Raw genomic sequence first — 25,471 nt, 5'->3', positions numbered from 1 at the left:
TGGCGCAGGTCTTGCTGAACTTTTCCATGAAATGACGTGCTGTTGGATACCGCCCGCTCCAGGCATCTCCTGTGTCGGTGACGCAGGACGACCGGGCTGGTCGCGGTTCCGACGAGCTGCACCCTCAGCTTGCCATCGTGGAGCGCCGAGCCGGTCGTAGCGCCGATACGGGGACACCGGGAACGTAAACACGAGAGCCTTCCCTCGCGCCGCGAGCGCTGGAAGGGTCGGTTGCCCGAGGGCACAGAAAGAGTCAGCAATGGACTTCGAGAATGTCAAGCACGTCCAGAGAGCGCAGGCACGCGTGGGAACGGTGCTCAACGGCGCGTGGCGGCTGGATGCGCTGATCGGTCTCGGGGGGATGGCGGCCGTGTATGCGGCGACGCACCGCGCCGGAGCGCGGGTCGCGATCAAGCTGCTGCACCCCGAGCGGGCGAGGGACAAGGTCGATCGGGCCCGGTTCCTCCGCGAGAAGGCCATCGCGAACACCGTCAATCACCCCGGGATCGCGTCGGTGCTCGCGGATGACGTGACCGAGGACGGGTCGCCGTTCCTGGTGATGGACCTCCTCGATGGGGAGACCCTCCTCCAGCGCTGGAAGGCGCAGAGGGGACCGCTTCCGCCCGCCGAGGTGCTCACCCTGAGCGAGCAGATCCTCGATGTGCTCGCGGCGGCGCACGAGAAGGGGGTCGTCCACCGGGATCTCAAGCCGGACAACATCTTCCTCACGCGCGAGGGCGGGGTGAAGCTCCTCGACTTCGGCATCGCGCGCCTGCGGCTCCCCTCGGGGCAGACGTCGCTGGCGGGGCTCCGCGCGATGGGGACGCCGGCGTACATGCCGCCCGAGCAGGCCCGCGCGCGCTGGGATCTCGTGGACGCGCGGACGGACATCTGGGCGCTGGGCGCGACGATGTTCTCGCTGCTCACGAACCGGTACGTGCAGGACGCGCCGACGGTCAACGAGCTCTTCTTTCTGAGGATGACCTGCCCGATCCCGTCGCTCGCGCGGGTCGAGCCGTCGATGCACCCGGCCGTGGTGCGGGTGGTGGACCGCGCGCTCGAGTTCGCGCAGGCGGATCGCTGGCCGGACGCGCGCTCGATGCAGGCGGCGGTGCGCGAGGCGCTGACCCTGGTGGCCCTGGCGCCGCCGCCACGGAGCACGCTGGCGCCGCCGCGGAGCACCGTGGCGCCGCCGCCGCGGAGCACCGTGGTGCCGCCGCCGCGGAGCACCGTGGTGCCGCCGCCGCGGAGCACCGTGGCGCCGCCGCCGTCGTCGACAAGCACCGTGGTGCCGCCGCCGCGGAGCACCGTGGCGCCGCCGCCGCGGAGCACCGTGGCGCCGTCCAGGAACCTGCGCGACCTCGGCGCGCTGGAGGGGCGGGCGCAGCCTGGTCGTCCCCAGACGCGGCCCTCCCGGGCGCCGGGCCTGTCGTCGCCGGGGTCGCTCTCCACGATCCCGCGCGCAATCTCGACGATCCCCCGCGTACCGTGAAACGAGCGCCTGCCGGCGACGGCCTGCGCTGGGCCGTGATGTGCCCGGGTGAGGGCTCAGCCCCTCATGAGGACTCGAGCCCTCACGAGGGCACGTCGCGCCCTGGAGCTCGCTGCGTGGGGTGACGAGGAATGGCGTCGCCCGGAGGGGCAACGGCGGGAGCGGCCGGGGCCCCGTGAACGCTCCGCGGCAGAACGGCGCGAGCCGTCGCCGGACGCCACGGCGAAGCGAGCCGGCGACGCCGCGCGCTGCGGAAGCATGGAATGCAAGAGCGCGGAGGGCGCAGAGAGCGGGCTGCGTTCTCTGCGCCCTCCGCGCTCTCGCGGCGGTACCCGAGCCGGCTGGCCGTCCGTCCCCGCGCGCGTGGGCCGCGCGGGGCTCCGTCGCGCAGGCTAGGCGTTCAGGCCGGCGAGCAGCTCGCTCGGGCGCAGGACGGCGCGTCGATCCGACTCTCGCCGGGCGAGGAGCGCCTCGTAGATGTCCATGTAGCTCGCCATCATCCGCTCGGCCGAATAGCGGCCCAGCGCGAGCTGCCGCCCCCGCTTGCCCATCGCCTTCGCGAGCTCGGGATCCGCCTTCAGGGCGGCGAGCTTCGCGGCGAGGGCGTCGACGTCGCCGGAGGGCACGAGGAAGCCAGCCTCTCCGTCGGCCACCAGCGCAGGGATGCCTCCGACGGAGGTCGAGACGACGGGCAGCCCCGTGGCCATGGCCTCCACCATGGAGAGCGGCAGCCCCTCGGAGTTCGACGACAGGACGAAGACGTCGCTCGCCGCGAGGAAGGCCGGCACGTCATGGCGCTCGCCGGCGAACACGACGCGGTCGCTGATGCCGAGCTCCTCGGCGAGGGCGCGCAGCGGCGCGGCCTCCGGCCCGTCCCCGACGAGGAGGAGGCGACCGTTGTCCGAGAGCACGCCCGCCGCCGCGCGGAGCAGGAGGGCGTGGTTCTTGACCTGCGACAGGCGGCCGACCGCCCCGGCCACCCACGCGTCCTTGGGGATCCCGAGCTCGGCCCGGATGCGGCCCCGAGCCGCGGAGTCCGGCCGGAACCGGGAGAGGTCGATCCCGTTCAGGACCACGTGCAGCTTCGAGCTCGGCACCTCGTTGTGCTTCAGCATGAAGTCCGCCGTCGACTGCGACACGGCGACGTGCGCGTCGGCGAGCTTGGCGGCCAGGTGCCGCAGCCACGCCCGGCGGCCCTGATCGAACATGGCGCCGTGCAGCGTGTGGCACACGGGCACGCGGTGGAGCCGGCCCGCGGCCGTCGCATAGATGAGCGGTAGCTGGTTGTGCGAGTGCACGATGGAGACACCATGCTTGGCGAAGAACGCCGCCAGCTTCCCGGGGAGCTTGAAGTCGAAGCCGGGGCGCTTCGGCACCATGTGCACCGCGACGCCGCGCTCGCGGAGCTGCTCTGCGCGCGGGCCGTCGGGGTCCATGGCGATGCCCACGACCATCACCTCATGACCCGCCTCGCGCTGCAGCCCGGCGAGGTCCACGACGACCTGCTCGGCGCCTCCCACGTGGAAGGAGTTCAGCACGTGAGCGATCACCAGACGGCTTTGACGCGCTCGGGTCATGGGTGCGTGGTCGCTGGTCTTCATGGCGTAATCTATACTCATGGTTCCCCTCTAAGGCACGCTCGGACGCGTGTGGTCTGACCTGAGAGAAACCCCTCCTTCGTGTTCTCGTCCCCAGGGGGAATTTACCACAGAGTCTACGAAGCAAGGGGATTTCTCTTGGGTGCTGCCCAACATGCCTCGTACCTCTGGGTTGACGTGAGGGGGTGCCTTCATGGACCGGTCAGTTGACTACCTGGAGTACCTGCTGTGGCACTTGGCGACAGTGTGACAAATGGCGCCATCGATGTTGAACGATCTGCCGCAGCTCGTGCGGAGCAACAGCCCGAGCGGCGCAGCGTTCCGGGAAAAACAGCGGAAGCCGCGCAATCTTTTCGGCAATGCGGAAGAGTCTCGACGCTCACGAGGTCACCGACCCGGCTCCATGCGAAAAGCGTGCAAGCTGCACCACGCGGCCCGGAAGGCATCGGTGCGGCGGTGCGCAAATAGGGGGCGGAGGTCGCGCGAGGGAGGCAAAGGTGCTCCAGTGTAGCATGTTTTTCTTGTGGGCGGAATACAGAAGCGCGTGCGGCGATCGTTGACGTACGGTGTACGGCTACGAGCCGGGGGATGGTCACTGGGAGGGCGCCGCGCACGATCAGGTCTGGGTGAAGCGACAGGCTCCGCGCCTCCGCTCAGGGGCCACGGTCTCTGCCGGCGTCAGGTGCGTGGCGCCGTGCGTGGTCAGTGCGAAATGGTGGCATCGCTCGACGTGGTCGTGCTTCCAAGTCTGCGTGGTCCTGCCGCGCCGGGCGGGGGGCGCGGCGACGAGGCGCTCGTGGCGATGCGGGGTGCGGTGCGTGGGGAGCAACGGTGAGGCATGGAGCCAGCTGTCCCCGGCCTCGGGGCCATGGTGAAGGCACAGGGACAGCTGGTCGGAGGAGGGGCTCACGAGGTCACGTGAGCATGGCGCTGCGGTCTGGCGAGCTCAGCGCTCGGGGACCTCGGCGCAGATGGCGTAGGTGGTCAGCGTGATGCTCGTCGCCTTCTTGCCATAGCCGCTCTCGAACGCGGCAGTCGACGTCCAGCCTGCGCGGCCCTCCTCGGCGGCCTCGAACGGGGAGTTCTCGATCACCCTGCTGGTCGTCTGCGCTCCCCCGGCGACCGAGAATCCACCGCTGAGGACGATCTCACCGGCGTTGCAGATCGCCTTGACGCTGATGACCGAGCTGTTGGGCTCTGCCTGGCGCGTCACGGAGACCACGCGGATCTTGGCGAGCCCGGGCGACCCGGTCAGCCCTTGAGGACCGCGTGCGCCGTCAGCGCCGCGCGGCCCGACCGGCCCCTGGGGACCGCGCTCGCCCTTGGGTCCAGCTGTCCCCTGCGGGCCAACCTCGCCCTTGGGACCAGCCGGCCCCTGGGGACCGCGCGCGCCGTCGGCGCCCTTGAGGCCCTGGGGACCGCGCGCGCCGTCAGCGCCCTTGGCGCCGTCAGCGCCCTTGAGGCCCTGGGAGCCGATCTCGCCCTTGTAGCCCTGAGGACCGCGCACGCCGTCAGCGCCCTTGAGGCCCTGAGGACCGCGCGCGCCGTCAGCGCCCTTGAGGCCCTGAGGGCCGATCTCGCCCTTGTAGCCCTGAGGACCGCGCACGCCGTCAGCGCCCTTGAGGCCCTGAGGGCCGATCTCGCCCTTGTAGCCCTGAGGACCGCGCGCGCCGTCAGCGCCCTTGAGGCCCTGGGGGCCGATCTCGCCCTTGGGGCCCTGAGGACCGCGCGCGCCGTCAGCGCCCTTGAGGCCCTGAGGGCCGATCTCGCCCTTGGGGCCCTGAGGACCGCGCGCGCCGACCTCGCCCTTGTAGCCCTGGGGGCCGACCTCGCCCTTGGGACCCATGGGCCCCTGAGGACCGCGCGCGCCGTCGGCGCCCTTGAGGCCCTGGGGGCCCTGGGGGCCGATCTCGCCCTTGAGGCCCTGCGGACCGCGCGCGCCGACCTCGCCCTTGTAGCCCTGGGGGCCGACCTCGCCCTTGGGACCCATGGGCCCCTGAGGACCGCGCGCGCCGTCGGCGCCCTTGAGGCCCTGGGGGCCGATCTCGCCCTTGGGCCCCTGAGGACCGCGCGCGCCGTCGGCGCCCTTGAGGCCCTGGGGGCCGATCTCGCCCTTGGGGCCCTGAGGACCGCGCGCGCCGACCTCGCCCTTGTAGCCCTGGGGGCCGACCTCGCCCTTGGGACCCATGGGCCCCTGAGGACCGCGCGCGCCGTCGGCGCCCTTGAGGCCCTGGGGGCCGATCTCGCCCTTGAGGCCCTGCGGACCGCGTGCGCCGACCTCGCCCTTGTAGCCCTGGGGACCGTGCGCGCCGTCGGCGCCCTTGAGGCCCTGAGGACCGACCTCGCCCTTGGGACCCATGGGCCCCTGAGGACCGCGCGCGCCGTCGGCGCCCTTGAGGCCCTGGGGGCCCTGGGGACCGACCTCGCCCTTGAGGCCCTGAGGACCGCGCGCGCCGACCTCGCCCTTGTAGCCCTGGGGGCCGACCTCGCCCTTGGGGCCCTGCGGACCGCGCGCGCCGATCTCGCCCTTGAGGCCCTGGGGACCGATGTCGCCCTTGAGGCCCTGGTGGCCGATCTCGCCCTTGAGACCCTGAGGACCGCGCACGCCGTCGACGCCCTTCATCCCCTGCGTCCCGTCGTGGCCCGCGGGCCCTTGCGGGCCGCGCTCGCCCTTGGGCCCAGCCGGCCCCTGCAGCCCCTGCGGGCCGCGCTCGCCCTTGAGGCCCTGGGGGCCGATCTCGCCCTTGAAGCCCTGGGGACCGTGCGCGCCGTCGACGCCCTTCATTCCCTGCGTCCCGTCGTGGCCCGCGGGTCCTTGCGGGCCGCGCTCGCCCTTGGGCCCAGCCGGCCCCTGCAGCCCCTGCGGGCCGCGCTCGCCCTTGGGCCCAGCCGGCCCCTGCAGCCCCTGCAGCCCCTGGGGGCCGATCTCGCCCTTGAAGCCCTGGGGACCGTGCGCGCCGTCGACGCCCTTCATTCCCTGCGTCCCGTCGTGGCCCGCGGGCCCTTGCGGGCCGCGCTCGCCCTTGGGCCCAGCCGGCCCCTGCAGCCCCTGCGGGCCGCGCTCGCCCTTGGAGCCCGCGGGCCCCTGGAGCCCCTGTGGTCCCATGGCCCCCTTGCCCGGGCGGCTCCAGGACACCAGATCCTCCGAGGCCTGACACTGCTCCGGGCCGTTCACGATCCGGACCTGTCCAGTCTGCCTCTGCGCGCAGGTGTAGATCAGATCAGCGTCTGCCTTCACCTGCGCTGGACCGCCGGCCCAGCCGGCGCCCGCACTGGCCATCACGCCCGCAAACCCGGCGACGATTCCAGCAGAAACCGCACTCGCTCGATACTTCCGCATGTGACTCCACCTTTCTATCCATCCGAGCTTCAATGCGCTCGATCCCGCAGGCAGCCGTGTTCAGATGAGGTGGAGCCCAGGAAGCGAGCTCGTCGGACGAAGGGCGATCTCGGGACGGGTCTCCCCCCCCGCGCCCAGCCCTGCCTTGCTCGACGAGAGTCCCACCAATAGCGGCACGAAAAGTCAGTGCGATGCGTCGATGCGACACCCGAGAAGCCGCGCCACGACGTGGGCGCAGCCAGGTGCAGCCAGCGCTCGAAGGCTCCTGTCACCGATGCGCTGTGTCTGGAGCGATCCTAGGTTGATGGGGGCGGTTCACCAAGCCCCCATGTTGAGGGCTTGACAGCCACGACGAGAGTCGACTGGCCGACGCCAATCCGGGGAGCGCCGTAGCCGCCCCGCCAGGGCGCCGGCGCGCCGCCCGTCATCGAGGATCGATCGCGGCGAACGCCTGAAAATACACGCCCGTCGAGCCCGCGAACGCGCAGAAGGCGTCAGGGACGAACAATGGATATCGGAGCGGCGAACGAACACCGTGAGAGGCCGCCGCCGCGCTTCCAGCCCATCGCTCGCCGCGCCTCGTACAGCGACCCGGAGCAGGAGAAACGCGAGGCGCCGACGCCGCCAGGAGAACCGAGGAGAGCCTCTCCCTGGCTTCCCTGGTGTCTCGGCGGTTCAACTCCTCATCGCCCGGGCATCTCTCCAGGGCAGCGGGCCCGGACCTCCGCCGCGACAGGAGCAGGGAGAAGTAGAGAGAGCCTGGCGCTCCTGGCGTGGCCGCTGGCGCTCTCCCGGGGCCACGCCCGCATCAGCCGCGGCGCGACGACCGCGGGCCGCCGCGCCGCCGCCGGCGAACCGCGCTCGCCAGCGTCAGCGCGAGCGCCGCCAGCGGCGCGCCGGCACGGCCAGGCGCGCCGGCCACGAGGCAGCCGCAACCCCCGCCGCCCTCGCCGCCCCCGGCGCCGGCCCCGCCGGAGCCACCGCCCATGCCGCCGCCGCCGCCGCCGCCGTCCGCGCCGCCGCTGCCCGACGGGCCCGTGGCGCCGCCGCTCGAGACGGCATCGAGGCCCGCTCCGGTCGAGGCGTTCGTGCCGCTCGCGCCGCTCGCGCTCGGGTCCTCCACGCACGCGCCCTGAGCGCAGCGCTGCCCGGCCGGGCACACCGCGCCAGCGCACGCGTCCACGCACGACCCCGCGTCGCAGCGCTGTCCGGCCGGGCACTCCACGCCGATGCAGGCCGGCTCGCTGCAAACGCCGCTCGCCTCGTCGCACGCGCGCCCGCCCGCGCACGGCGTGCACGGACAGCTGGGCTTGCACACGCCACCATCGCAGACCGTGCCGTCATCGCAGGTCACGTCCTTGCATGGGTCGACGCAGACCCCGACCCGGCACACCGACGGGAAAGGACAGCGCACCCCGTCGCAAGGCGCGCTGCACGTCCCGCCAACGCAGACCTGACCCGCGTCGCACACGACCTCGCTGCAGGCCGGATCAACGCAGAAACCCGCGTTGCAGGCCTTCTCCGGCGGACACGTGTACTCGCCGGCGCCGCACGCCTGCACGCAGACCCCCCGGTCACAGACGAAGCTCGGCGGACAGAGCTCGCCCTCGTCCGTCACGCCGTTGCAGTCGTTGTCGAGCCCATCGCAGGCCTCCTGCGACGAGGGCACGAGCCCCTGACACGTGAGCCCGCCCGCCGCGCACTGCGTCAGCCCCGGGGCGCACACGCCAGGCAGCCCGGTCTCGCACGGCTCGCCGCCCCCGGTGCACGTGAGGCCGCTGAAGAAGTAGACGTAATCGTTGTAGTCACCGTCATTGTTGAAGTCGCCGGGGTTCGCGCCGACGTTGCCGTCCTCGAAGGCGACGTAGAACGCGTTCGGCGTGGACACCGAGGTGTAGATGACCGCGGTCACCCACGGGCCAGCGGGGGTACACCCCGTACACTCCTGATTCCACCGCTGCTCGGTGTAATGCGTCTGCGCGCCGATGAGCGCAAAGCCGATCTGCCCGCCCGCATAAGCGGGGGCGCTCCGGATGTCCGCCGACCTGATCACCGTGCCGACGGGGGAGCCGGCAGGGACGATCTCGTGGATGTCGGCGCGCGCCGGGGGCGCCGTGGCGGCAGGGTCGACGTTGTACCAGCCGACCCCGAGGCGCGCCCCGGTCTGCGAGAGCACGAGCTCCGCCGTGAAGCCGCAGAGCGGGGAGAACGTGGCAGGCTCGGTGTTGCCGTCAGCGCGGTAGTCGATCGCCTCGTCGCGGCTCGTGAACAGGGTGTAGAGCTGGACCTCGCCGTTCATCGAGTCACGGGGCATGATCTCGCCGTTCGGCTGCGTGATCACCGCGCTCGCGGGGAGCGACGAGAGGCCGAGCGAGAGGGCGCCGAGCGCGGCCAGGGCGGGCTTCATGGCACGGTGATACAGAAGGCCGTCCGCGAGCGTCAACGACGACGACGGCGCGCGCCTGGATCGAGGCGGAGATCGCCGCCGCGAAGCTCCGCGCGAGCCGCCGCGCCCGCCTGCTCCACGGGCACCCCGGCGTGGACCACGAGCGCCTGGTCCACGCCGCGCCGCGCCTCTTCCTCGAGCCCGGCGAGCGCGCCGCGCCTCCTGCACGCGCCGCCGCTCGGCGGGCGAGAGCCTCGGGCGCACCCACGCGTCGAGCGCCCACGAGAGCTTCGCGTGCCGCGCCTCGTCGCGGGCGATGCGCGTCATCGCGCGCCGGATCGAGGGAGGCCATTCGTGCATGGTCGTGGCGGACCCGCCACGATGGGGTGTATGCCTGTCCCTCGCATGAACCAAACCGACGAAGAAGCGGTCGTCCTCGCGACGGAACGCCTGGATCTACGCCCCCATGGGCCCTCTGACGTCCAGTTCATGATCGAGCTGAACTCGGATCCGGAGGTGATCCGCTACACGGGAGACTCCGCGTTCGCCAGCGAGGAAGAGGCGCGCGCGGTGATCGGGCGGCTGGCGCGCCAGTTCGAGGCCTGGCGCATGGGGCGATTCGTCGCGCTCCGCCGGAGCACGGGGGAGAAGCTCGGCTGGTGCGGGCTGAGATGGCATGAGGAGCTCGAGCTCGCGGACCTCGGATACCGCTTCTTCAGGAAGCACTGGGGCCAGGGGTACGCGACCGAGGCGGCCGCGGCGTGCGTCCGCTATGCCTTCGAGGATCTCGGGCTCCCGCGCCTCGTCGCGCACGCGATGCTCGAGAACGCGGCGTCGGTCAGGGTGCTGGAGAAGCTCGGGTTCCGGCGGACGGGGCCGACCGTGTTCAAGGGCCTCGTGGCCGAGGGGTTCGAGCTCCTGCGGGCCTGACCGTCGCGCCCCCCGCGGTCAGGGCGCGACGGGGCGACCGGCTCACCGGTCCGTGCCGAGCAGGCCGGAGACGAGCAGATGGCCTTCAGGCCAGAGCCCGAGCCCGGACTCCGCGTTGATGTGCCCGGCGTCCCCGGCGTCGACGAAAGCGGCCCCCCAGGCCCGGGCGAAGTGCCGCGCGCGCGCCGCCTCGGCGTACGGGTCGTTCCGGCTCGCCGCGACGATCGTCGCGAACGGCAGCGGATCGAGCGGCATCGGCGAGAACGAGCGCACCTCGGGCGGCGTGCGCTGCTCCGAGTCCACGTCGGCCGGGGCGACGAGCAGGGCGCCGATCACGCGGCCGGTCGCCGCGGCGCGCGCCCAGTGCGCCACGAGCGCGCACGCGAGGCTGTGCGCCACGAGCGCGACGGGGCCAGGCGCGCCGCGGACCGCCTCGTCGAGGCGCGCGACCCAGGCGTCGAGCGCGGGGCGATCCCAGTCGTCCTGGAGCACGCGCGTGTAGCCGTATTCGCGCTCCCACAGCGTCTGCCAGTGCTCCGGCCCGGAGCCGCCCAGGCCCGGCAACAACAAGATCCTCGTCGCCTCCACCGCGAACCGTCCTTTCGAGAGCCCCGCAGGGCACAGGGTGTACCCCACCTCGAGGGCGGAAGGAATTGCCGGGAGCGGCGTGGCGCGCGGTGACTCGCACGCGACCCGGATCTTTTCGCCGCCGGCGGCGAGAGGCGGCGGCGCGGGCGCGGCTCACTCCGGCAACAGGTAGTCGAACGGCTGCCCCACGTTGCCCACCCAGTCCGTCGGGCGCACGCAGAACCGGGCCGGCAGGTCGCGGGCATCCAGGAAGATGGGGAACCGCCGGTAGCGGAGCCACTCGGCCTCCGGATCATCGCAGTCCGTCGCCTCCGGCGGGCCGAAGCGGTACTCGAAGTCCGCGAGCTCCGGCAGCGAGAAGATCGGCTCGACGTGCATGCCCTCGGTCGCGTCGCCCCCGCGCGAGAGCTCGGGCCGGCGCGTGGGCGGGGTCGTGTCGATCGTGGTGAGCACGACCGTGGGGAACGAGAGCGGCTGCCACGCGTCGTCGGGCGCCTGCGTCGGGCCGGCGAGCACGCACAGCTGGTGGACCGCCTCGGCCTCGGGCAGCGACAGGCCCGAAAGGGACTGCGCGTCGAGCTTGATCGGGGCCGAGTAGCCCTCGGGCCGGCGGCAGTCGACCTCGCCGGCGCGCCCCAGCTTGTAGCGGAAGAAGCCGAGCGCGTCGCGCTCGCCGAGCGTCACCTCCCAGGTGTTCGTCGCGCCGGTCGCCGGATCGCTCGGCCGCTCGCGGGGCGAGGGATAGGTGAGCACGTCGAGCGCCCGGCCGGCGTCGAGCGGGCAGCCCTCCAGGTCGAGCGCGAAGCGCCCGTCGGCCGCGAAGCAGGCGCTCACGGACGTCACGTCGACAGCGTAGCTCGCGCCCTCGGCCGACACGCCGGGGGGCGCGTCGACCTCGCACGGCCTGCCGAGGAAGCAGTCGCCGTCGGGCGGGCTGCCGAGGGTGGTGGTGTTGACGACCGCGTAGACGCGCTGCGCGTCGTCGAGCACCGGAGATCCCGAGCTGCCGTTCGCGATGTCGGCGCAGCGGTTCCGGTGCGCGCCGAACCAGCGCCAGCCGTGCTCGACGAGCTCGAACGTGCCCTCCTCGCTGCAGCGGGCGCGCCGCAGGAACTCCACCTCGAGCTGCGGCGCGCCCACGACCGACACGGGCGCTCCGGGAGCCGGCGCCGAGGTGGCCAGGCCGAGCGCGACGACGCCGCGCTCCCGGAGGGCGCCGATCGTGGCGTCGAGCTCGACCACCGCGAGGTCCGTGCCCTTCATCGTCGCATAGCGGATGGCCTTCGCCGGGACCGCCACCTGCGCGTCGACGGTGTCGCTGAAGTAGTTGAAGATCATCTGCAGCTCCGGGGTCGCGGCGGTGTCCACGTGCACCGCGTTGGCCGACGTGAGCTCGGCCCACGCGTGCGTGCAGTGGGCGTTCGTCAGCACGTGCGCCGGCGCCTCGGGCCGCCCCGCAGGGTCGACGAGAAAGGCGGTGCAGGCCCCGGAGCCGAGCCCGCCGCTCAGCCGCCCCACCGCCCGGAGCGGCGCGCTGGCCTCGTCGAGCCCGCGCAGGAGTTCGGACTGGCCCTCTCCAGGCCCCGGACCGCCGCCAGCGCCCCCCGCGCCCCCGGCGCCGCCCGTGCCGCCAGCGCCCCCGGCATCGCCCGCGCCCCCGGCGTTGCCCGCGCCCCCGGCGTCTCCTCCGCTCGCGCCCGTTCCGCCGGCGCCTCCCTGTCCGCCAGCGCCCCCGGGGGGATCCGACGTCGAGCAGGACGCAGAGACGAGGCCCGCGCAGGAGAGCAGCCCTGCGAGCGTCAGCGAGAGAGAACGCGGCGTCATCGATCGAGCTCCTTCTTGAGCGAGGTGCCGTAGCTTAGCCGCCGCCTGTGAAGCTCGCCCGGCGTTCTCCCGAACGACGCCCTGAGCCGCTGCTTGACAGCCCGCCGAGGTCGGCTCATAAGTTGGTTGTACGACCAACCAATAAACCGGCGGGCCGCTCGACGGGCGAGCGAACGAGCGCAGACCGGACGCAGGAACGCCAGCATGCCTCGACCGTCCAACACCGCGGAGCGCCGAGCTCAGATCGCGCGCGCTCTCCTGAAGACCATGGCGGAGCGCGGCTACGAGGGGGCGTCCGTCGGGGCGATCGCCGCGGCGGCGCAGCTCGCGCCGGGGCTCGTGCACTACCACTTCGAGAGCAAGCGAGAGATCCTGCTCGCCGCGGTCGAGCTGCTCGCGCAGGACCACGGCGAGCGGCTCGATCGGCTGCTCGCGACCGCGGGGGACGACCCGGCGGCGGAGCTCCGCGCGTTCATCGACGCGCACCTGCGGGCAGGCGATTCGGCCGATCCGCAGGCGCTCGCGTGCTGGATCTGCGTGAGCGGCGAGGCCCTCCGGGACGCCGGGGTGCGCGCGGCGTTCGCGGGAGCGCTCGCGGACGCGGTGCAGCGGCTCGTCGCGATCCTGAGGCGCGGCGCGCGAGCGCGGGTGTTCTCCTTGCCGCGCGCGGAGGTCGACGCCGCGGCCGCGGCGATCGTGGCCGCCATCCAGGGCTATTTCGTGCTCGCGGCCACGGCGCGCGAGCTCATCCCGCCGGGCTCGGCCGCCGGCGCGACGTGGGCGATGGCGGCGGGGCTCCTGGGTCTCTCTTCTTCGACTTCAACCAGGAAGGCGAGCCGCTGATGCGCTTTCCCCATCTGTCCTTGCGAAGGCTCGGGCTCCTGACGTCGCTCTACATGTGCCAGGGGCTCCCGTTCGGCTTCTTCACGCAGGCGCTCCCCGTCCTGCTCCGCAAGCAGGGGATCTCGCTCGAGGGGATCGGGCTCGCGTCGCTGCTCGCCCTCCCGTGGGCGCTCAAGTTCCTCTGGGCGCCGCTCGTCGATCGCTTCTTCTCCCCGCGGCTCGGGCGCCGCCGCTCGTGGATCCTCCCGTCGCAAGGGCTCATGACCCTGGTGCTCGGGCTGCTTTCGCTGCGGGGGCCGGGCGAGGGGCTCTCGTGGGTGCTCGCGGCGGTGCTGATCGTCAACCTGCTCTCGGCGACGCAGGACATCGCCACGGACGGCCTGGCGGTGGACATGCTGGCGCCGGGCGAGCGAGGGTGGGCCAACGGCGTCCAGGTGGCCGGCTACCGCGCCGGGATGATCGTGGGCGGTGGGGCGCTGCTCGTCCTCTTTGACCGGCTCGGCTGGGGGCTCACCTTCGCGTTCATGGCGCTGTCCATCGCGCTCCTGAGCATCCCCACGCTGCTCACCCGCGAGGCGGGGGGCGCGCCCGGGTCAGGTCGAGCCGCCTCGGTCGCCGCGATCGCCACGTCGTTCTGGCGGCGCCCTCACGCGAGGCAGGTGCTCGCGCTCCTCGTCGTGTACAAGCTCGGCGACGCCTTCGCGGTCGGCATGCTGCGGCCGTTCCTCTCCGACATCGGCCTCTCCCTCTCGGACATCGGCTGGCTCGTCGGGACAGTGGGCTTCGTGGCGGGGCTGCTCGGCGCGCTGACCGGCGGGGCGCTGGTGCTGCGGCTCGGGCGGCGCTCGTCGCTCGTCGGCTTCGCCGTCCTCCAGGCGGTGAGCGTGCTCGGGTACGCGTACGTCGCGCGCGCGGAGCCCGGGGTGCCGCTGCTGGCGGCGCTCTGCGCGTTCGAGCACTTCGCCGGCGGGATGGCCACCGCGGCGCTCTTCACGTGCATGATGGACTGGACCTTTCGGGAGAGCGCCGCCACGGACTACACGATCCAGGCGAGCGCGGTGGTGATCGCCACCGGGGTCGCGTCGGCCGCCAGCGGCTTCTCCGCGGGCCGCCTCGGCTATCCGCTGCATTTCAGCCTGGCGGCCGCCCTCGCGGCGCTCTCGCCGGTGGCGGCCCTGCTGCTGTTCCCGGGCCGGCGCCGCCCGGCGGAGCCCGCGCTCGCGCTGAGCACGCGGGGCGCGTCACATCCCATCACGTGTCGGTGTACGCAATGCGGTAGATGACCCCGCTCGTGTCGTCGCTCACGAGGAGCGAGCCGTCCGGCAGCTGGAGCAGGCCGGCGGGGCGGCCGAAGACGGCGCGGCCGTCCTCGATGAGCCACCCGGTGACGAAATCTTCGAAGCCCTTCGGCTGGCGGGTCTCCTTGTCGAACAGGACGCGCACCACCTTGTAACCGACCGCCGGGTAGCGGTTCCACGAGCCGCGCATGGCGACGAACGCGTCGTTCTTGTACTCGGCGGGGAACTGATCGCCCGTGTAGAAGCGGAAATCGATGGGCGCGCTGTGCGCGTCATAGATGAGCTCCGCGGGCTCGGTGGTCTCGGCGTAAGCCTCCTTCGTCGTGCCGGGCGGGTCGTCCATGATCGGATCGATCCCGCGCTCGCCAGGGCCGGCCGAGTAGACATAAGGCCAGCCGTAGTCCTTGCCCTCGACGAGCCGGTTGAGCTCCTCGGGCGGCACCACGTTGCCGCGCTGATCGCTGCCGTGATCCATGCCCCAGAGCTCGTCCGTGCCAGGGTACCAGTCGAAGCCGATCGTGTTGCGAAGGCCCCTGGCGAACACGGTGCGGCTCAGCTTCGTCGGCCCCTCGAGCGACGGGTCGATCAGCAGGAGCGTGGCGTGCTCGGGGTTCGTCTCCGCGCACGCGTTGCAGCTGCTGCCGACCGAGAACAGGATGGACGCGCCGTCGGGGGTGAAGCGCATCGTGCGCTTGCCGTGCTGGCCCCCGTCGGGCAGATCGGTGATGAGGGGGAGCGGATCGCCGAACCTGCCGTCGCCGTTGATGCGGGCGGCGTAGAGGGTCGTGGCCGTCGCCAGGTAGGCCGTCTCGCCATTTTCGCTGATCGCGATGGCGTGCAGGGTCTCGAAGCTCTGGTCCCCGGCGAACGCCGGCTCCCCCTCGTCCGCCACCCCGTCGTCGTCGGTGTCGCGCAGGAGCAGCACGTCGCCGGGCGTCGGCCGCGTGACGTACACGCCCCCGGCGGGGGAGAGCGCCATCATGCGCGCATTGCCGACGTCCTTCGTGAACACGCTGATGGTGAACCCGGGCTTCGTCTCGAGATTCTTGAGCAGCTCGTCGGAGAACGGCCGCTCCTCCGGCCTGAAGGTGTTGTCGTCCTCCGGGCTGTAGCCGCCACCCCCGGCGCCGCCGGCGCCCGCGCCCTGGCCACCCCCGCCCGCCTGCGTTGTCTGGTCGTCCGGGGGCGCGCCGCCGCTCCCCCCGGAGCCGGCCGGGGAGTCGACGGGCTTCACGCCGCCATCCTCGGCGCACGACGGCGCGAGCAACAGAACGAGCAAAGGCGCAAGATACCGCTTCATGCGAACTACCCTTTCCGAACAGGCAGGCGCCAGCCGCGCGGGAAGTCCGCGGTCCAGAGCCTTCCCGATGACGTCGTTGCGAGAGACGGCCGAAAGCACGCCGCATACCCGCCCGCGGCGCTGGGGTATGCGAGGACATTTTACAAAGAGGACGATGCGCGCGCTGTGGCAGAAAGGATCGGCGCCGGAGCGCGCGTGGCACAAAGCGACGTGCGGTGCGCCGCCGCCCTCCAGGGCACCGCGCCCGGCCGCGGTCACAGCCCCGACCGGCAATGCTGTGGGGCAGCGGCCGTGCCCCGCGCCGCGAGCGCGACGCCGGGGGCCTGGCCGGCACCTGCGACCCGGAGGCCACGAAATAGGTGAGGCCCGGGACTGTAGCCTAGTCCCGGGCCTCGATTTGCCGCCATCTGCGCACACCCACACGTTTAAGGTCAGAGGTCAGTCTTTACACCGCCGTGTTCTGCCATTGAACTACCGGCCAGTACGTCTGCGCGCCAGGGGCAGGAGAGCGCCCCGGCGCCGCGAGGAACGGTGATACCTCACCGCGTCGCGGGCTGGCCAGGCTGGAATTGAACCAGCATCCGACGATTCAAGCCTCTTCCCATTTGATTGGGTGATCGGCGGCGAATGCTCGAGCTTGGAGTGAGAGCTTGAGACCGTCAACGGGCCAGCGCTGCCTCTACCGAATTGGGCTACCCCGCCGCAAAGGAGACGATGAAATGGCGGGGGCAGGGCTCGAACCTGCACCGGGGCGCCGTGCCCATCAAGCTGAGTTTGAGCTTCAACTTGCACTCCGCCGCCACGATATCGCCCGAGCGGCCGCGGCGCAAGCGCCGGCAGGGAGCCGGGCGCGTCAGGAGCGCGTCAGGAGCTGAAGATGAACCCGAGGACGGCGGCGCCCACCTTCTGCTCTTCGGCCGTCTGGTTGTTCGCCTCCTCGCGGGCGAACTTGACCGCCCTCTGCAGCTTCTCCACCCGGTCGAGCAGCTCGTTGATGCGCCGCGCCGGCAGCGCGCCCGAGAACTTCACCGTCTTCCAGTAACCGACGACGACGTCCTCGTGATAGACCTCCACCTGCGCCGGGTGCTTGTCCGTCGCCTCCGCCTTGACGTGGTTGCGCGGGATCTTCTTGGTCCGCGCCGTCTGCACCGGCTCGGTCGCCCAGGAGTCGGCGGAGGGGTCGAACGTCCAGCTCTCCGACGCATCGAGCACCGGCAGCTTCTTGATGAAGGTCTGCAGGTCGACGAGCTGCTTCTCCAGGAAGAGCAGGTAGGTCACGGGCGCCCCCGTGAGCAGCACCTTGCCGTCGACCACCACGTCGGCGCGCGCCTTGCAATTGGTGTAGTCCTTGGTGGCCGTCACGTCGAAGAGCTCGCCCAGGATGTCGACCGTGCTCCGGATGATGTCCTCTGCTTTCGCCTGCACCCTCGTCGCCTCGGGCGGGAGCTGCTCTCCCTCCTCGTCCTTGGACCGGTAGGTGCGCGAGATCCCGGAGAGCAGCGCCGGCTTTTGCAGGGCGTGGTGCGCCTCGGTGAGGCGCTGGTGGGAGCGGGCCTTGACGCCCTTCTCGATGGCGATGATCTGGTTCAAGCGAGGCATGGCAGTCTCCTGGCGGACCACGCTATCAGAGGAGCAACGCGCCTGTCAGCGCCGCAGCGCGAGCCTGCGAGGCGGGTCAGCCTCGGCCTCCGCCCGGCGGCTGCTGGAGCGCTCGAGGGGCGAGGGGCCATGGCGCGCGGAGCGCGGTCTCGTCGCGCCGCGCGTCGCGCGCGCTGCTACAGTGCGGCCGACGTGCACGCCACAACGAAGCTGATGCTCATCCGGCACGGGGAGACGGACGACAACCGCGCGCAGGTCTTCCAGGGACAGGCGGGGAGCGGCCTCAACGAACGAGGGCGCGACCAGGCCGCGCGGCTCGCGGCGCGGTTCGCCGGCGCCCGGATCCGGCTCGCGGCGGTCTACTGCTCCGACCTGGAGCGCGCGCGGGAGACGGCGGAGCGGCTGGCCTCGGCGCTGGGCCTGCGCGCGACCGAGGACGCCGGGCTGCGCGAGGTGGGCCTCGGCGCCTGGCAGGGGCTCAGCCGCGCCGGTGTGCAGGCGCGCTTCCCCGAGGAGTGGGCCGCATGGCGGCGCGGCGAGGACGTCCGGCGCGGCGGCGGCGAGACGTACGCGGAGCTCGGTGACCGCATGATGCGCGCGCTCGACCGGATCTCGGAGCGGCACGCGGGGGAGGCGGTGGGGATCGTGTCCCACGGCGCCGCCATCAAGACCGTCGTCGGGCGCATCCTCCAGATGGGCACCGGCGGGCAGAAGGCGCTCCAGGTGCCGGCGAACACGGGCGTTTCCCTGATCGAGCACGACCGGACCAGCGGCTACCGCCTCGCGGTCTGGAACGACGCCGCCCACCTCGGCGACGCGCTGGCCGAGGCGCTCTCCGCGCCCCCGGCCTGAGGCGCGGCGCGGGGACGACGATGGCCCGAGGCCCGGGGCAGCGGCCGCGCCGCCAGGGAGCCCGGCAGCGACGGAGCTCCCCTCGGGGCCGCCTGTGAACGCCTACGCCGGCGCGAGGCGGGCGCCGTGGCCGTCCGTGTCCATGTCCGCTTCCGGCACGTGCAAAGGAAGCTCGACGATGAACGTGGCGCCGGCGCCCGGCTCGCTCTCCACGCGGATGGCGCCGCCGTGCGAGGCCACGATCCAGCGCACGATGTAGAGCCCGAGGCCGAGCCCGCCGAAGTTCCGGACCGACACCGCGCGCTCGAAGCGCTCGAAGATCCTCGCTTGATCCGACGCCGCGATGCCGATGCCGTGGTCCCGTACCACGAGCAGCGCGCGATCGGGCTGCCCGCGCGCGACGACGTGAATGGGGCCACCCGCGCCGTACTTCATCGCGTTCGACAGGAGGTTCATGAGGACCTGCTCCAGGCGGGACGAGTCCCAGTGGCCGACCACAGGGCCGTCCAGATCGAGCTGGACGCTGCAGCGTGCGTCCGCGAGCTGCTGGCTCATCCGCTCGACGACCTCGCGCGCCAGGGCCGCCAGATCGACCGGGGCGCGCACGAGGGTCAGCCGCCCGGCGTTCAGGCGCGTGACGTCGAGCAGCTCGTTGATGAGGTGGCCGAGCCGCGCGATCTGGCGGTTGAGGACCTGGAACGCCGCGTCGATCCGCTCCGGGGCGACCTCCGCGCGCTGGTAGCGGGGCAGCAGCCGCTCGACGAGGTACGCTTGCATCTTCAGCGAGGTGAGCGGGGTCTTGAGCTCGTGCGAGGCGACGAGGAGGAACTCGTCCCGGCGCGCGATCGCCTCCTGGGCCTCGGCGAACAGACGGGCGTTGTCGAGCGCGAGCGCCGCACGGCGCCCGAGCTCCTCGGCCAGCCATAGGTCGGCAGGGCCGTAACGGCGCCGGGGCGCGGTCGCCAGCAGGGTCATGACCCCGAAGCACCGGTCGCGGGCGCCGAGCGGAATCCGGAGGAAGGCGTGAACGCCGAGCTGCTGCAGCAGCGGCGCGGCGCCGAGGTCGCCCACCTCGGGCCGGCTCGGCGACGCCGCCATCAGGGGCCGCAGCGCGTCCATCAGCGCGCCGGCCAGCTCTGGCGGCACGCCGGCCGTGGCGGCCGTGTGTCCCGGGGCGGCGTGATCGGGGCGCACGTCGATGAGGCACTGGTCGGCCAGATCGGGCACGGCGAGCTGCGCCACGCTCTCGAGGGTGGCGCTGTAGCCGAGGGCCATCAGCCTGTGGCTCGCCTCGGCCAGGAAGCGCTCGGCCTGCTCGGCCCGCTTGCGGTCGGTGATGTCGGTCGAGATGCCGCAGAGCACGCCGGGCATGACATGGTCGCCGAGAGGGAATTTCACCGACAGGAAGGTGTGCGGCCCGTCCTTCAGCAATATCTGCTCCTCGCACTCCAGCGGCTCGCCCGTATCGAGCACCCTCCGGTCGTTGCCCTGGAGGGTCTCGGCGGCCGGAGCAGGAAAGAGATCGGCGTCGGTCTTTCCAAGGAGCTCACGGCTCGACCGGTACAGGACACTGCCAGCGTGACAGTTGGCGAGCAGATACCGGCCCTCGCGATCCTTGAGGTAGATGGCCGCCGCCGAGTTGTCGACGATCGCCTGGAGGGTCGCCTGGTTGGTCCGGAGCGCCTGCTCCGCCCGCCGCCGCTCGGCGTTCTTCTGCTCGATCCGTGAATAGAGCATCGCGTTCTCGAGCGAGATGGCCGATTGCGAGGCGAGCAGCTCGAGCACGCTGAGCCGCGTGGCGGTAAAGGCGCCGGCGACGAGGCTGTTCTCCAGGTAGAGCAGGCCGAGCAGCCGGTCCTGCCGCACGATCGGGAGGCACAGCACCGATCTCGGCCGCTTCTGCGCGAAATACTCGTCCTCGGAGAACGGGTGCCTGGCGGCGGCGTCGTCGAGCAGCACGCGCTCGTGGCTCCGGTGAACATAGTTGAGGATGGCCCGCGGCAGCGCCGCCGTCCTCGCTTCTTCGGCGTCGAGCAGCCGCGCCGTGCCCTCGGAGGCCGCGAGCGCCGCCGCGGTCGACAGGCGATCTCCATGGACCAGGAGCACATACCCCTCCTCGGCGCCGGCGTGCTCGACCACGATGCGCAGCAGCATCTCGAGCAGGCGCGGGAGCCTGAGCTCGCCGGAGATGCTCTGCGAGGCCTTGACCACCGACAGGACGTCGAACTGCTCGGCGCGCACCGCGAAGGTGACGGTGGGGGCCATGGGCCTGCGCTCGACGAGGTGGGGATGGCGCTGGTCGAGCTGCTCGACCTTGGCGTGGGCGCCCCAGCGGAAGTAGCCGGCGCGGGCCCTCTGCAGGTAGGCGCCTTCGGGCGTGGCGAGGCCGCGCGCGCGGCAGAACCCCGCGGCGAGCTCGCAGGCGATCGCCTCGTGCTGGACGAAGCCATTCTCGCGCGCCGACGCGATGGCCTGCTCGTAGAGCCGGAGGGCCTCCGGCTCCTGCCCGCGGAGCCGGGCGATCTCGGCGCGCACGAGGGCATGCTTGTGGCCGAAGTTCTCGGGGCAGCTCTCCGCCCAGACGCCGAGCTGCCGCTCGCCCTCGAGGAGCCCGCCGGGGAGCTCCCCCGCTGGCAGCGCCTCGCCGCAGGCGGCGGCGAGCGCGAGCGCGCGATAGTAGAAGCTCTCGGCGACCAGCGCGTGCGCGTCCGTCGTCCAGTCGTCATCGATGATCACGCGGGCCGTCGCCGCGAGCACCTCCGCGGGGGAGCCGAGGACGAACAGCGCCTGGAGCTTCACGCCGTAGTACAGGCTGTGGGCGCTGCGCGAGTCCGGAGGAGGGAACCGCGCCTCGAAGCCGGCCTGATCCAGCTCGGACCCGTCCAGCATCGAGAACTGGAGCGGCCGCCCGCGCAGCGCCTGGATGACGTACCGGACGCCGAGGAGGACGCCGTGAACGAACGCGTAACCTGCCTTGCGCACGAAGCCGAGGCGATCTTCGGTCAGGTGGAGGACGTCCTCCAGCGGCTCGCCGCAGAGCAGCGGGAACACCGTGGCCCAGATGCAGTTATAACAGGCGTTGTTCCAGTCGCCGCACTCCACGGCGGCGTTGAAGCCCTGGCGCGTATAGACGCAGGTCTCCCGGTAGTGGCGCGTCCAGAAGGCGACCTGCTGTCCGAACAGCGTGAACACCAGGGACTTCGTGGCGAGGACGGGGCTCCTGTCCGCCAGGTCGTAGCCGAGCTTGCCGAACAGATAACACGCCTCGTACCTGTCGAACCGCGGGCCGAGCACCCGCGCGAAGGCGGCGTACGCGTGGGCAGAGCTCTCGGCGTTGCCGTGGCGCAGGCTGAGCTTGACCATGCGCGCGACGAGCAGGTAGTGCAGGCTCTGGTCCACGAAGAAGGCGGCGATGGCCACGCCCCGGAGGACGCTCATCGCGACCTTGATCTCCGGGTGCTCCATGGGGGGCAGGTGGATCAGGTCCTCGATCTTCCGGTCGCCGAGGGCCTGCCAGACGCCCTCGGTCTCCTCCTCGACCTGCGCGCCGGTGATGGGGAGCGACAGCTCGACGCCAAAGGCGCGGAGGCACGCGAGCCCGATCTGCACGGCGCGGGCGCTCCGCTCGCGGGTGATGTTCAGCGCGACGGCGAGCTCGACGACAGCGGCCCTCTCGAGCTGGGTCCTCGCGCGATCCATGAGCTCGCCGATCAGCCGCTCGGCCTCCGCGAAGCTGCCGGTGACGTACGCGGCGTGCGCGCGCTCGAGGCTCAGGTGGTAGGCCAGCGCGTACTGCGCCTCCCAGCGATCCTCGCCGAGGAGGGCCATGCCCGCGGCGAAGAGGGCGGCGGCGGACTCGTGGGCCGCCGCGGCCCGCGCTCGCCGGCCGGCGCGGAGGTTCAGCGCGGCGAGGTCGCCCCGCTCCGCCGGGGAGCGGATGAGCGCGGCGCCGCGGTTGAGGTGGCCCACGATGTCGAAGAGCGCCTCCTCGCGCGCTCCCGCGCTCCGCCCCTCGAGGAGCAGCCGGCCGATGCAGAGGTGCACCTCGGGGAGCTGCGCCGCCGGGATGAGCGCGTAGGCGGCCTGCTGCACGCGGTCGTGGAGGAACCGGTAGGTGACGTCCCGGCAGAGGAGCAGCCCTTCCCGCACGGCCGCCGCGAGCGCCTCGGAGAGCTCCGCCGCCGGGCGGTTCGCGATGACCTCGAGGATGTCGAGGGTGAAGCTGCTGCCGAGGCACGCGGCGAGCTTGAGCGCGTCCTGCGTCGGGGCCGAGAGCCGCCTCAGCTTGCCCGTCATCAGGTCGACGACGTTGTCGCTGAAGCCCTTGTCGCGGATCGCGGCGATGTCCCACCGCCACGCGCGCTCCTCCGCGTCGAAGGCGAGGAGCCCCTCCTGGTAGAGCGCGATCAGGAACTGGATCAGGAAGAACGGGTTGCCGCCGGTCTTCTCGTGGACGAGCCGGGCGAGCGGCTCGACCTGCTCGGCCGGAGCGTGGACCGCCCCGGCGACGAGGGCCCCGACGTCGGCGGCGGACAGCGGCGCGAGGACGATGTCGGTGATGGCCGCGCCGCCTTTTCGCGCGTCGGACAGCATGATCGACAGCGGGTGCGCCGGGCCGATCTCGTTGTCCCGGTAGGCGCCCACCAGGAGGAGGTGATCGGCCTCGGCGTGCGTGATGAGCTGCTCGAGCAGCTGGAGGCTGCCGGCGTCGGCCCACTGGAGATCATCGAGGAAGAGCACCATCGGGTGCTCCTTCTGGACGCACGCCGCGAAGAAGCGCCGGAGCGTCGCGTGGAACCGGTGCCGGGCCTCCGCCGCCGGGAGCTCCGGCGCGGGCGGCTGTGGGCCGAGGAGCAGCGCGAGCTCGGGGAGCACGTCGGCGAGCAGCCCGCCGTTCGGGCCGAGGGCCTCCCGGAGGCGCTGCCGCCAGCGCTCGAGCTCGTCCTCGCTCACGCAAAGGATCTCCTGCACGAGCCCGCGGAACGCCTGGAGGAAGGCGTGGTAGGGGATGTCCCGCTTGAGCTCGTCGAACTTGCCGCGGAGGAAGAAGCCCCGCGCGCGCGCCACCGGCCGGTGCAGCTCGGCCACGAGCGACGACTTGCCGATGCCCGAGTAGCCCGACACGAGCGCGAGCTCCGGCCGGCCCTGCGCCGCCACGCGGTCGAAGACGGCGAGCAACGCCTCGACCTCGCGCTCGCGCCCATAGAGCCGCTGCGGGACCTGGAACCGGTCCGAGACGTCGCGCTGCCCGAGCGGAAATGCCTGGATGGTGCCGCTCGCCCTGAGCTGCGCGGAGCACGCGTCGAGGTCGTACCGCAGGCCGAGCGCGCTCTGATAACGCTCCTCGGCGGCCTTGGCCAGCAGCTTGAGCACGACCGCGGACAGGGCCGGGGGAATCGAGGGGACGAGCGCGTGCGGCGGCTGCGGCTTCTGGGCGATGTGGCAATAGACCCACGCCACGGGATCGCTCGCGTGGAAGGGGAGCGCCCCGGTCAGCATCTCGTAGAAGGTGACGCCGAGCGAGTAGAGGTCGGTCCGCTCGTCGATCCAGCGGTTCATCCGGCCTGTCTGCTCGGGCGCCATGTACGCGAGCGTCCCCTCGATGAGCCCGTCGTGGACGAGCTCCTGGGACTCGCGCGGCGCCAGGCAGGCGATCCCGAGGTCGGTGATCTTCACCTCTCCGGTCTCGGGGTTGCAGAGCAGGTTCTGCGGCTTGATGTCCTTGTGGATGACGTGGTGTCGGTGCAGCTCGGCGAGCGCCGCGGAGAGGCGGAGGGCGATGGGGAAGAAGCGGTCGAGCGGCATCGGGCCGTCGAGGAGCTTGTCGAGCGAGCGACCGCCGAAGTCCTCGAGCACCAGCGCCACCTGGTCGCCGAGCGCCTCGATCGCGCAGGGCTTGACGACCGCCGGCGTGTCGAGCGCCCTGGCGACCTCGTATTCGTGGTGCAGCCGCCCGAGGGCGCGCGGGCTCGCGTGATCGCGACGAAGGACCTTGAGCACCACGGGGCGATCGCTCTGCCGGTGCCGAGCCCGGTAAAGGATCGTGTCGGCCCCCTCGTGGATGACCTCCAGGGAGACGTACTGCGAAAGGACGGGCATACCAGGATCTCTGGAGTCGTCGAGGGGCGGCTTCCGATGTGCTGAGCGTCGACCGGGGATGTTGCCAAACGCGCCGCGCTTCGCCACGATCAATCCAAGGGGGTGCCCGCGCCTGGGGGCGCGCCCGCGCCGGCTCGCCTGCGCGCCGGGCCGGGATCGCGCGAGGGGCCTGGGAGCGGTGCGCTCGCCGCGGGCGTGGGCCACTCCCGCCTGCCGGCAGCGGCGGGCCGCTACGCGAGGCCGTGCCTGGACAGCACCTCACGGACGCGATCCAGCGGAAGGGCTTCGACGCGTCGGCCGTTGCCGGCGGTGGTCTCGGCCGTGAAGAGCGAGTTGTAGATGGCCTCTTCCGTCGCCTCGATCACGGCCTGGAACAGCGCGGAGGTCTCCTCGTTGGAGAGCTCCGTCGTGACGAGCCGCCTCGCGCCGGAGGGGCGCCGGACCGATGCGCTCGTCGAGAAGGCGACGGCGTAGTCGCCGGAGCCGCTCGCGGCGGAGGAGCCCGTGCGCGCCAGGCCCAGCATCGCGCGGGCGGCGAGGCGCCCGAGGTTGCGCTCGGACAGGGGCGCGTCCGTCGCGACGACGATCATGATGGAGCCGTCTCCCCGGTCCGCCTCGACCTCCGACCGGAAGGCGTACCGGCCGAGCTCCTTGCCGACCGGCGCCCCCATCACCTGCAGCACGCCGCCGAAGTTCGACTGGACCAGGACGCCGACGCAGGCCCCGCCGAGCGGCGCGGGCAGCACGCGCGACGCGGTGCCGATCCCGGCCTTCCATCCGAACGCGACCGTCCCCGTGCCCGCGCCGACGCACCCCTCCGGCACGGGGCCTCCGCGGGCCGACGAGAGGGCCGCGCGCACGTGCTCGGCGGTGATCGGCCGGAGTCGGATCGCGTTGAGCACGCCGTCGTTGGTCTCGCCGACGACCGGGTTGAGCGAGCGCACCTCCTCCATGCCCGGCTGCTCCAGCATCCACGCGACGAGCGCGTCGGCCGCGCGGAACACGGACAGCGTGCTCGTGAGGAGGACGGGCGTCTCCAGCTCGCCGAGCTCGCGGACCTGCGTCGAGCCGACGAGCTTGCCGAACCCGTTGCCCACGTGGATCGCCGCGGGGACTCGGTCGAGGTAGAGGTTCGCCCCGTGAGGGAGGACGGCGGTGACGCCGGTGCGGATCGCGTCGCCTTCGATCACCGTCGCGTGCCCGACCCGCACGCCTTCCACGTCGGTGATCGCGTTCAGCGGGCCCGGGGCGAAGATCCCGGGCGCGACGCCGAGATCACGGGCGCGCACGGCGCCCCCTGACGGGCAGCCGGGCCCGGGCGC

Annotated in this window: 14 protein-coding genes and 1 tRNA gene; 5 read left to right on the top strand and 10 right to left on the bottom strand. The window is 72.4% G+C overall.

Annotation, left to right across the window (positions count from 1 at the left end):
* The first annotated feature begins 259 nt into the window (after nt 1-259).
* Nucleotides 260-1,492, top strand: coding sequence for a protein kinase domain-containing protein (locus tag WME89_RS35330; protein WP_438004045.1), 1,233 nt, complete (start codon nt 260-262; stop codon nt 1,490-1,492).
* A gap of 392 nt (nt 1,493-1,884) precedes the next feature.
* Here WME89_RS35330 and WME89_RS35325 read toward each other — a convergent pair whose 3' ends face one another.
* The 3 genes from WME89_RS35325 to WME89_RS35315 form a co-directional block, all read right to left on the bottom strand.
* Complete coding sequence (locus tag WME89_RS35325; RefSeq protein WP_438004044.1) at nt 1,885-3,030, bottom strand: glycosyltransferase; 1,146 nt, start codon at nt 3,028-3,030, stop codon at nt 1,885-1,887.
* A gap of 1,006 nt (nt 3,031-4,036) precedes the next feature.
* Nucleotides 4,037-6,328 (bottom strand): hypothetical protein, encoded by a 2,292-nt coding sequence (locus WME89_RS35320; protein WP_438004043.1) that lies wholly within the window; start codon nt 6,326-6,328, stop codon nt 4,037-4,039.
* Between the two features lie 910 nt (nt 6,329-7,238).
* The gene (locus WME89_RS35315) at nt 7,239-8,837 is read right to left on the bottom strand and encodes a MopE-related protein (RefSeq protein WP_438004042.1); all 1,599 of its coding nucleotides are present in this window, start codon (nt 8,835-8,837) and stop codon (nt 7,239-7,241) included.
* 384 nt (nt 8,838-9,221) lie between these two features.
* Here WME89_RS35315 and WME89_RS35310 point away from each other — a divergent pair, with 384 nt between their 5' ends.
* On the top strand, nt 9,222-9,746 hold the full coding sequence (locus WME89_RS35310; protein ID WP_438004041.1) for a GNAT family N-acetyltransferase: 525 nt from the start codon (nt 9,222-9,224) through the stop codon (nt 9,744-9,746).
* Between the two features lie 42 nt (nt 9,747-9,788).
* Here the strand turns inward: WME89_RS35310 and WME89_RS35305 are convergent, their stop codons facing one another.
* Both WME89_RS35305 and WME89_RS35300 read right to left on the bottom strand, forming a co-directional pair.
* Complete coding sequence (locus WME89_RS35305; RefSeq protein WP_438004040.1) at nt 9,789-10,313, bottom strand: RBBP9/YdeN family alpha/beta hydrolase; 525 nt, start codon at nt 10,311-10,313, stop codon at nt 9,789-9,791.
* A gap of 174 nt (nt 10,314-10,487) precedes the next feature.
* On the bottom strand, nt 10,488-12,158 hold the full coding sequence (locus tag WME89_RS35300) for a trypsin-like serine peptidase (RefSeq protein ID WP_438004039.1): 1,671 nt from the start codon (nt 12,156-12,158) through the stop codon (nt 10,488-10,490).
* Between the two features lie 204 nt (nt 12,159-12,362).
* Here WME89_RS35300 and WME89_RS35295 point away from each other — a divergent pair, with 204 nt between their 5' ends.
* Both WME89_RS35295 and WME89_RS35290 read left to right on the top strand, forming a co-directional pair.
* On the top strand, nt 12,363-13,001 hold the full coding sequence (locus WME89_RS35295; protein WP_438004038.1) for a TetR/AcrR family transcriptional regulator: 639 nt from the start codon (nt 12,363-12,365) through the stop codon (nt 12,999-13,001).
* On the top strand, nt 13,001-14,284 hold the full coding sequence (locus tag WME89_RS35290) for an MFS transporter (RefSeq protein WP_438004037.1): 1,284 nt from the start codon (nt 13,001-13,003) through the stop codon (nt 14,282-14,284). Before WME89_RS35295 ends, WME89_RS35290 begins: the two co-directional genes overlap by 1 nt.
* On the opposite strand, the gene WME89_RS35285 is transcribed toward WME89_RS35290, so the two are convergent.
* The 3 genes from WME89_RS35285 to WME89_RS35275 form a co-directional block, all read right to left on the bottom strand.
* Nucleotides 14,253-15,599, bottom strand: coding sequence for a PQQ-dependent sugar dehydrogenase (locus WME89_RS35285; RefSeq protein WP_438004036.1), 1,347 nt, complete (start codon nt 15,597-15,599; stop codon nt 14,253-14,255). The two genes, WME89_RS35290 and WME89_RS35285, sit on opposite strands and share 32 nt — an antisense overlap.
* Nucleotides 15,600-16,153: 554 nt before the next feature.
* Nucleotides 16,154-16,299, bottom strand: a tRNA-OTHER gene (locus WME89_RS35280).
* Between the two features lie 164 nt (nt 16,300-16,463).
* Nucleotides 16,464-17,198: a DUF7873 family protein gene (locus tag WME89_RS35275; protein ID WP_438004035.1), complete on the bottom strand. Its 735-nt coding sequence runs from the start codon at nt 17,196-17,198 to the stop codon at nt 16,464-16,466.
* Between the two features lie 192 nt (nt 17,199-17,390).
* Here WME89_RS35275 and WME89_RS35270 point away from each other — a divergent pair, with 192 nt between their 5' ends.
* Entirely contained in the window at nt 17,391-18,050 is a 660-nt protein-coding gene (locus WME89_RS35270; RefSeq protein WP_438004034.1) for a histidine phosphatase family protein, read from the top strand.
* A gap of 102 nt (nt 18,051-18,152) precedes the next feature.
* On the opposite strand, the gene WME89_RS35265 is transcribed toward WME89_RS35270, so the two are convergent.
* Nucleotides 18,153-24,149, bottom strand: a complete 5,997-nt coding sequence (locus tag WME89_RS35265) for an AAA family ATPase (RefSeq protein WP_438004033.1) — start codon at nt 24,147-24,149, stop codon at nt 18,153-18,155.
* 230 nt (nt 24,150-24,379) lie between these two features.
* Nucleotides 24,380-25,438: a P1 family peptidase gene (locus WME89_RS35260; RefSeq protein WP_438004032.1), complete on the bottom strand. Its 1,059-nt coding sequence runs from the start codon at nt 25,436-25,438 to the stop codon at nt 24,380-24,382.
* Nucleotides 25,439-25,471: the final 33 nt, after the last annotated feature.

The sequence above is a fragment of the Sorangium sp. So ce321 genome (assembly GCF_051530195.1).
GTDB lineage: Bacteria > Myxococcota_A > Polyangia > Polyangiales > Polyangiaceae > Sorangium.
This window is presented reverse-complemented; position numbering and strand designations above follow the sequence as displayed.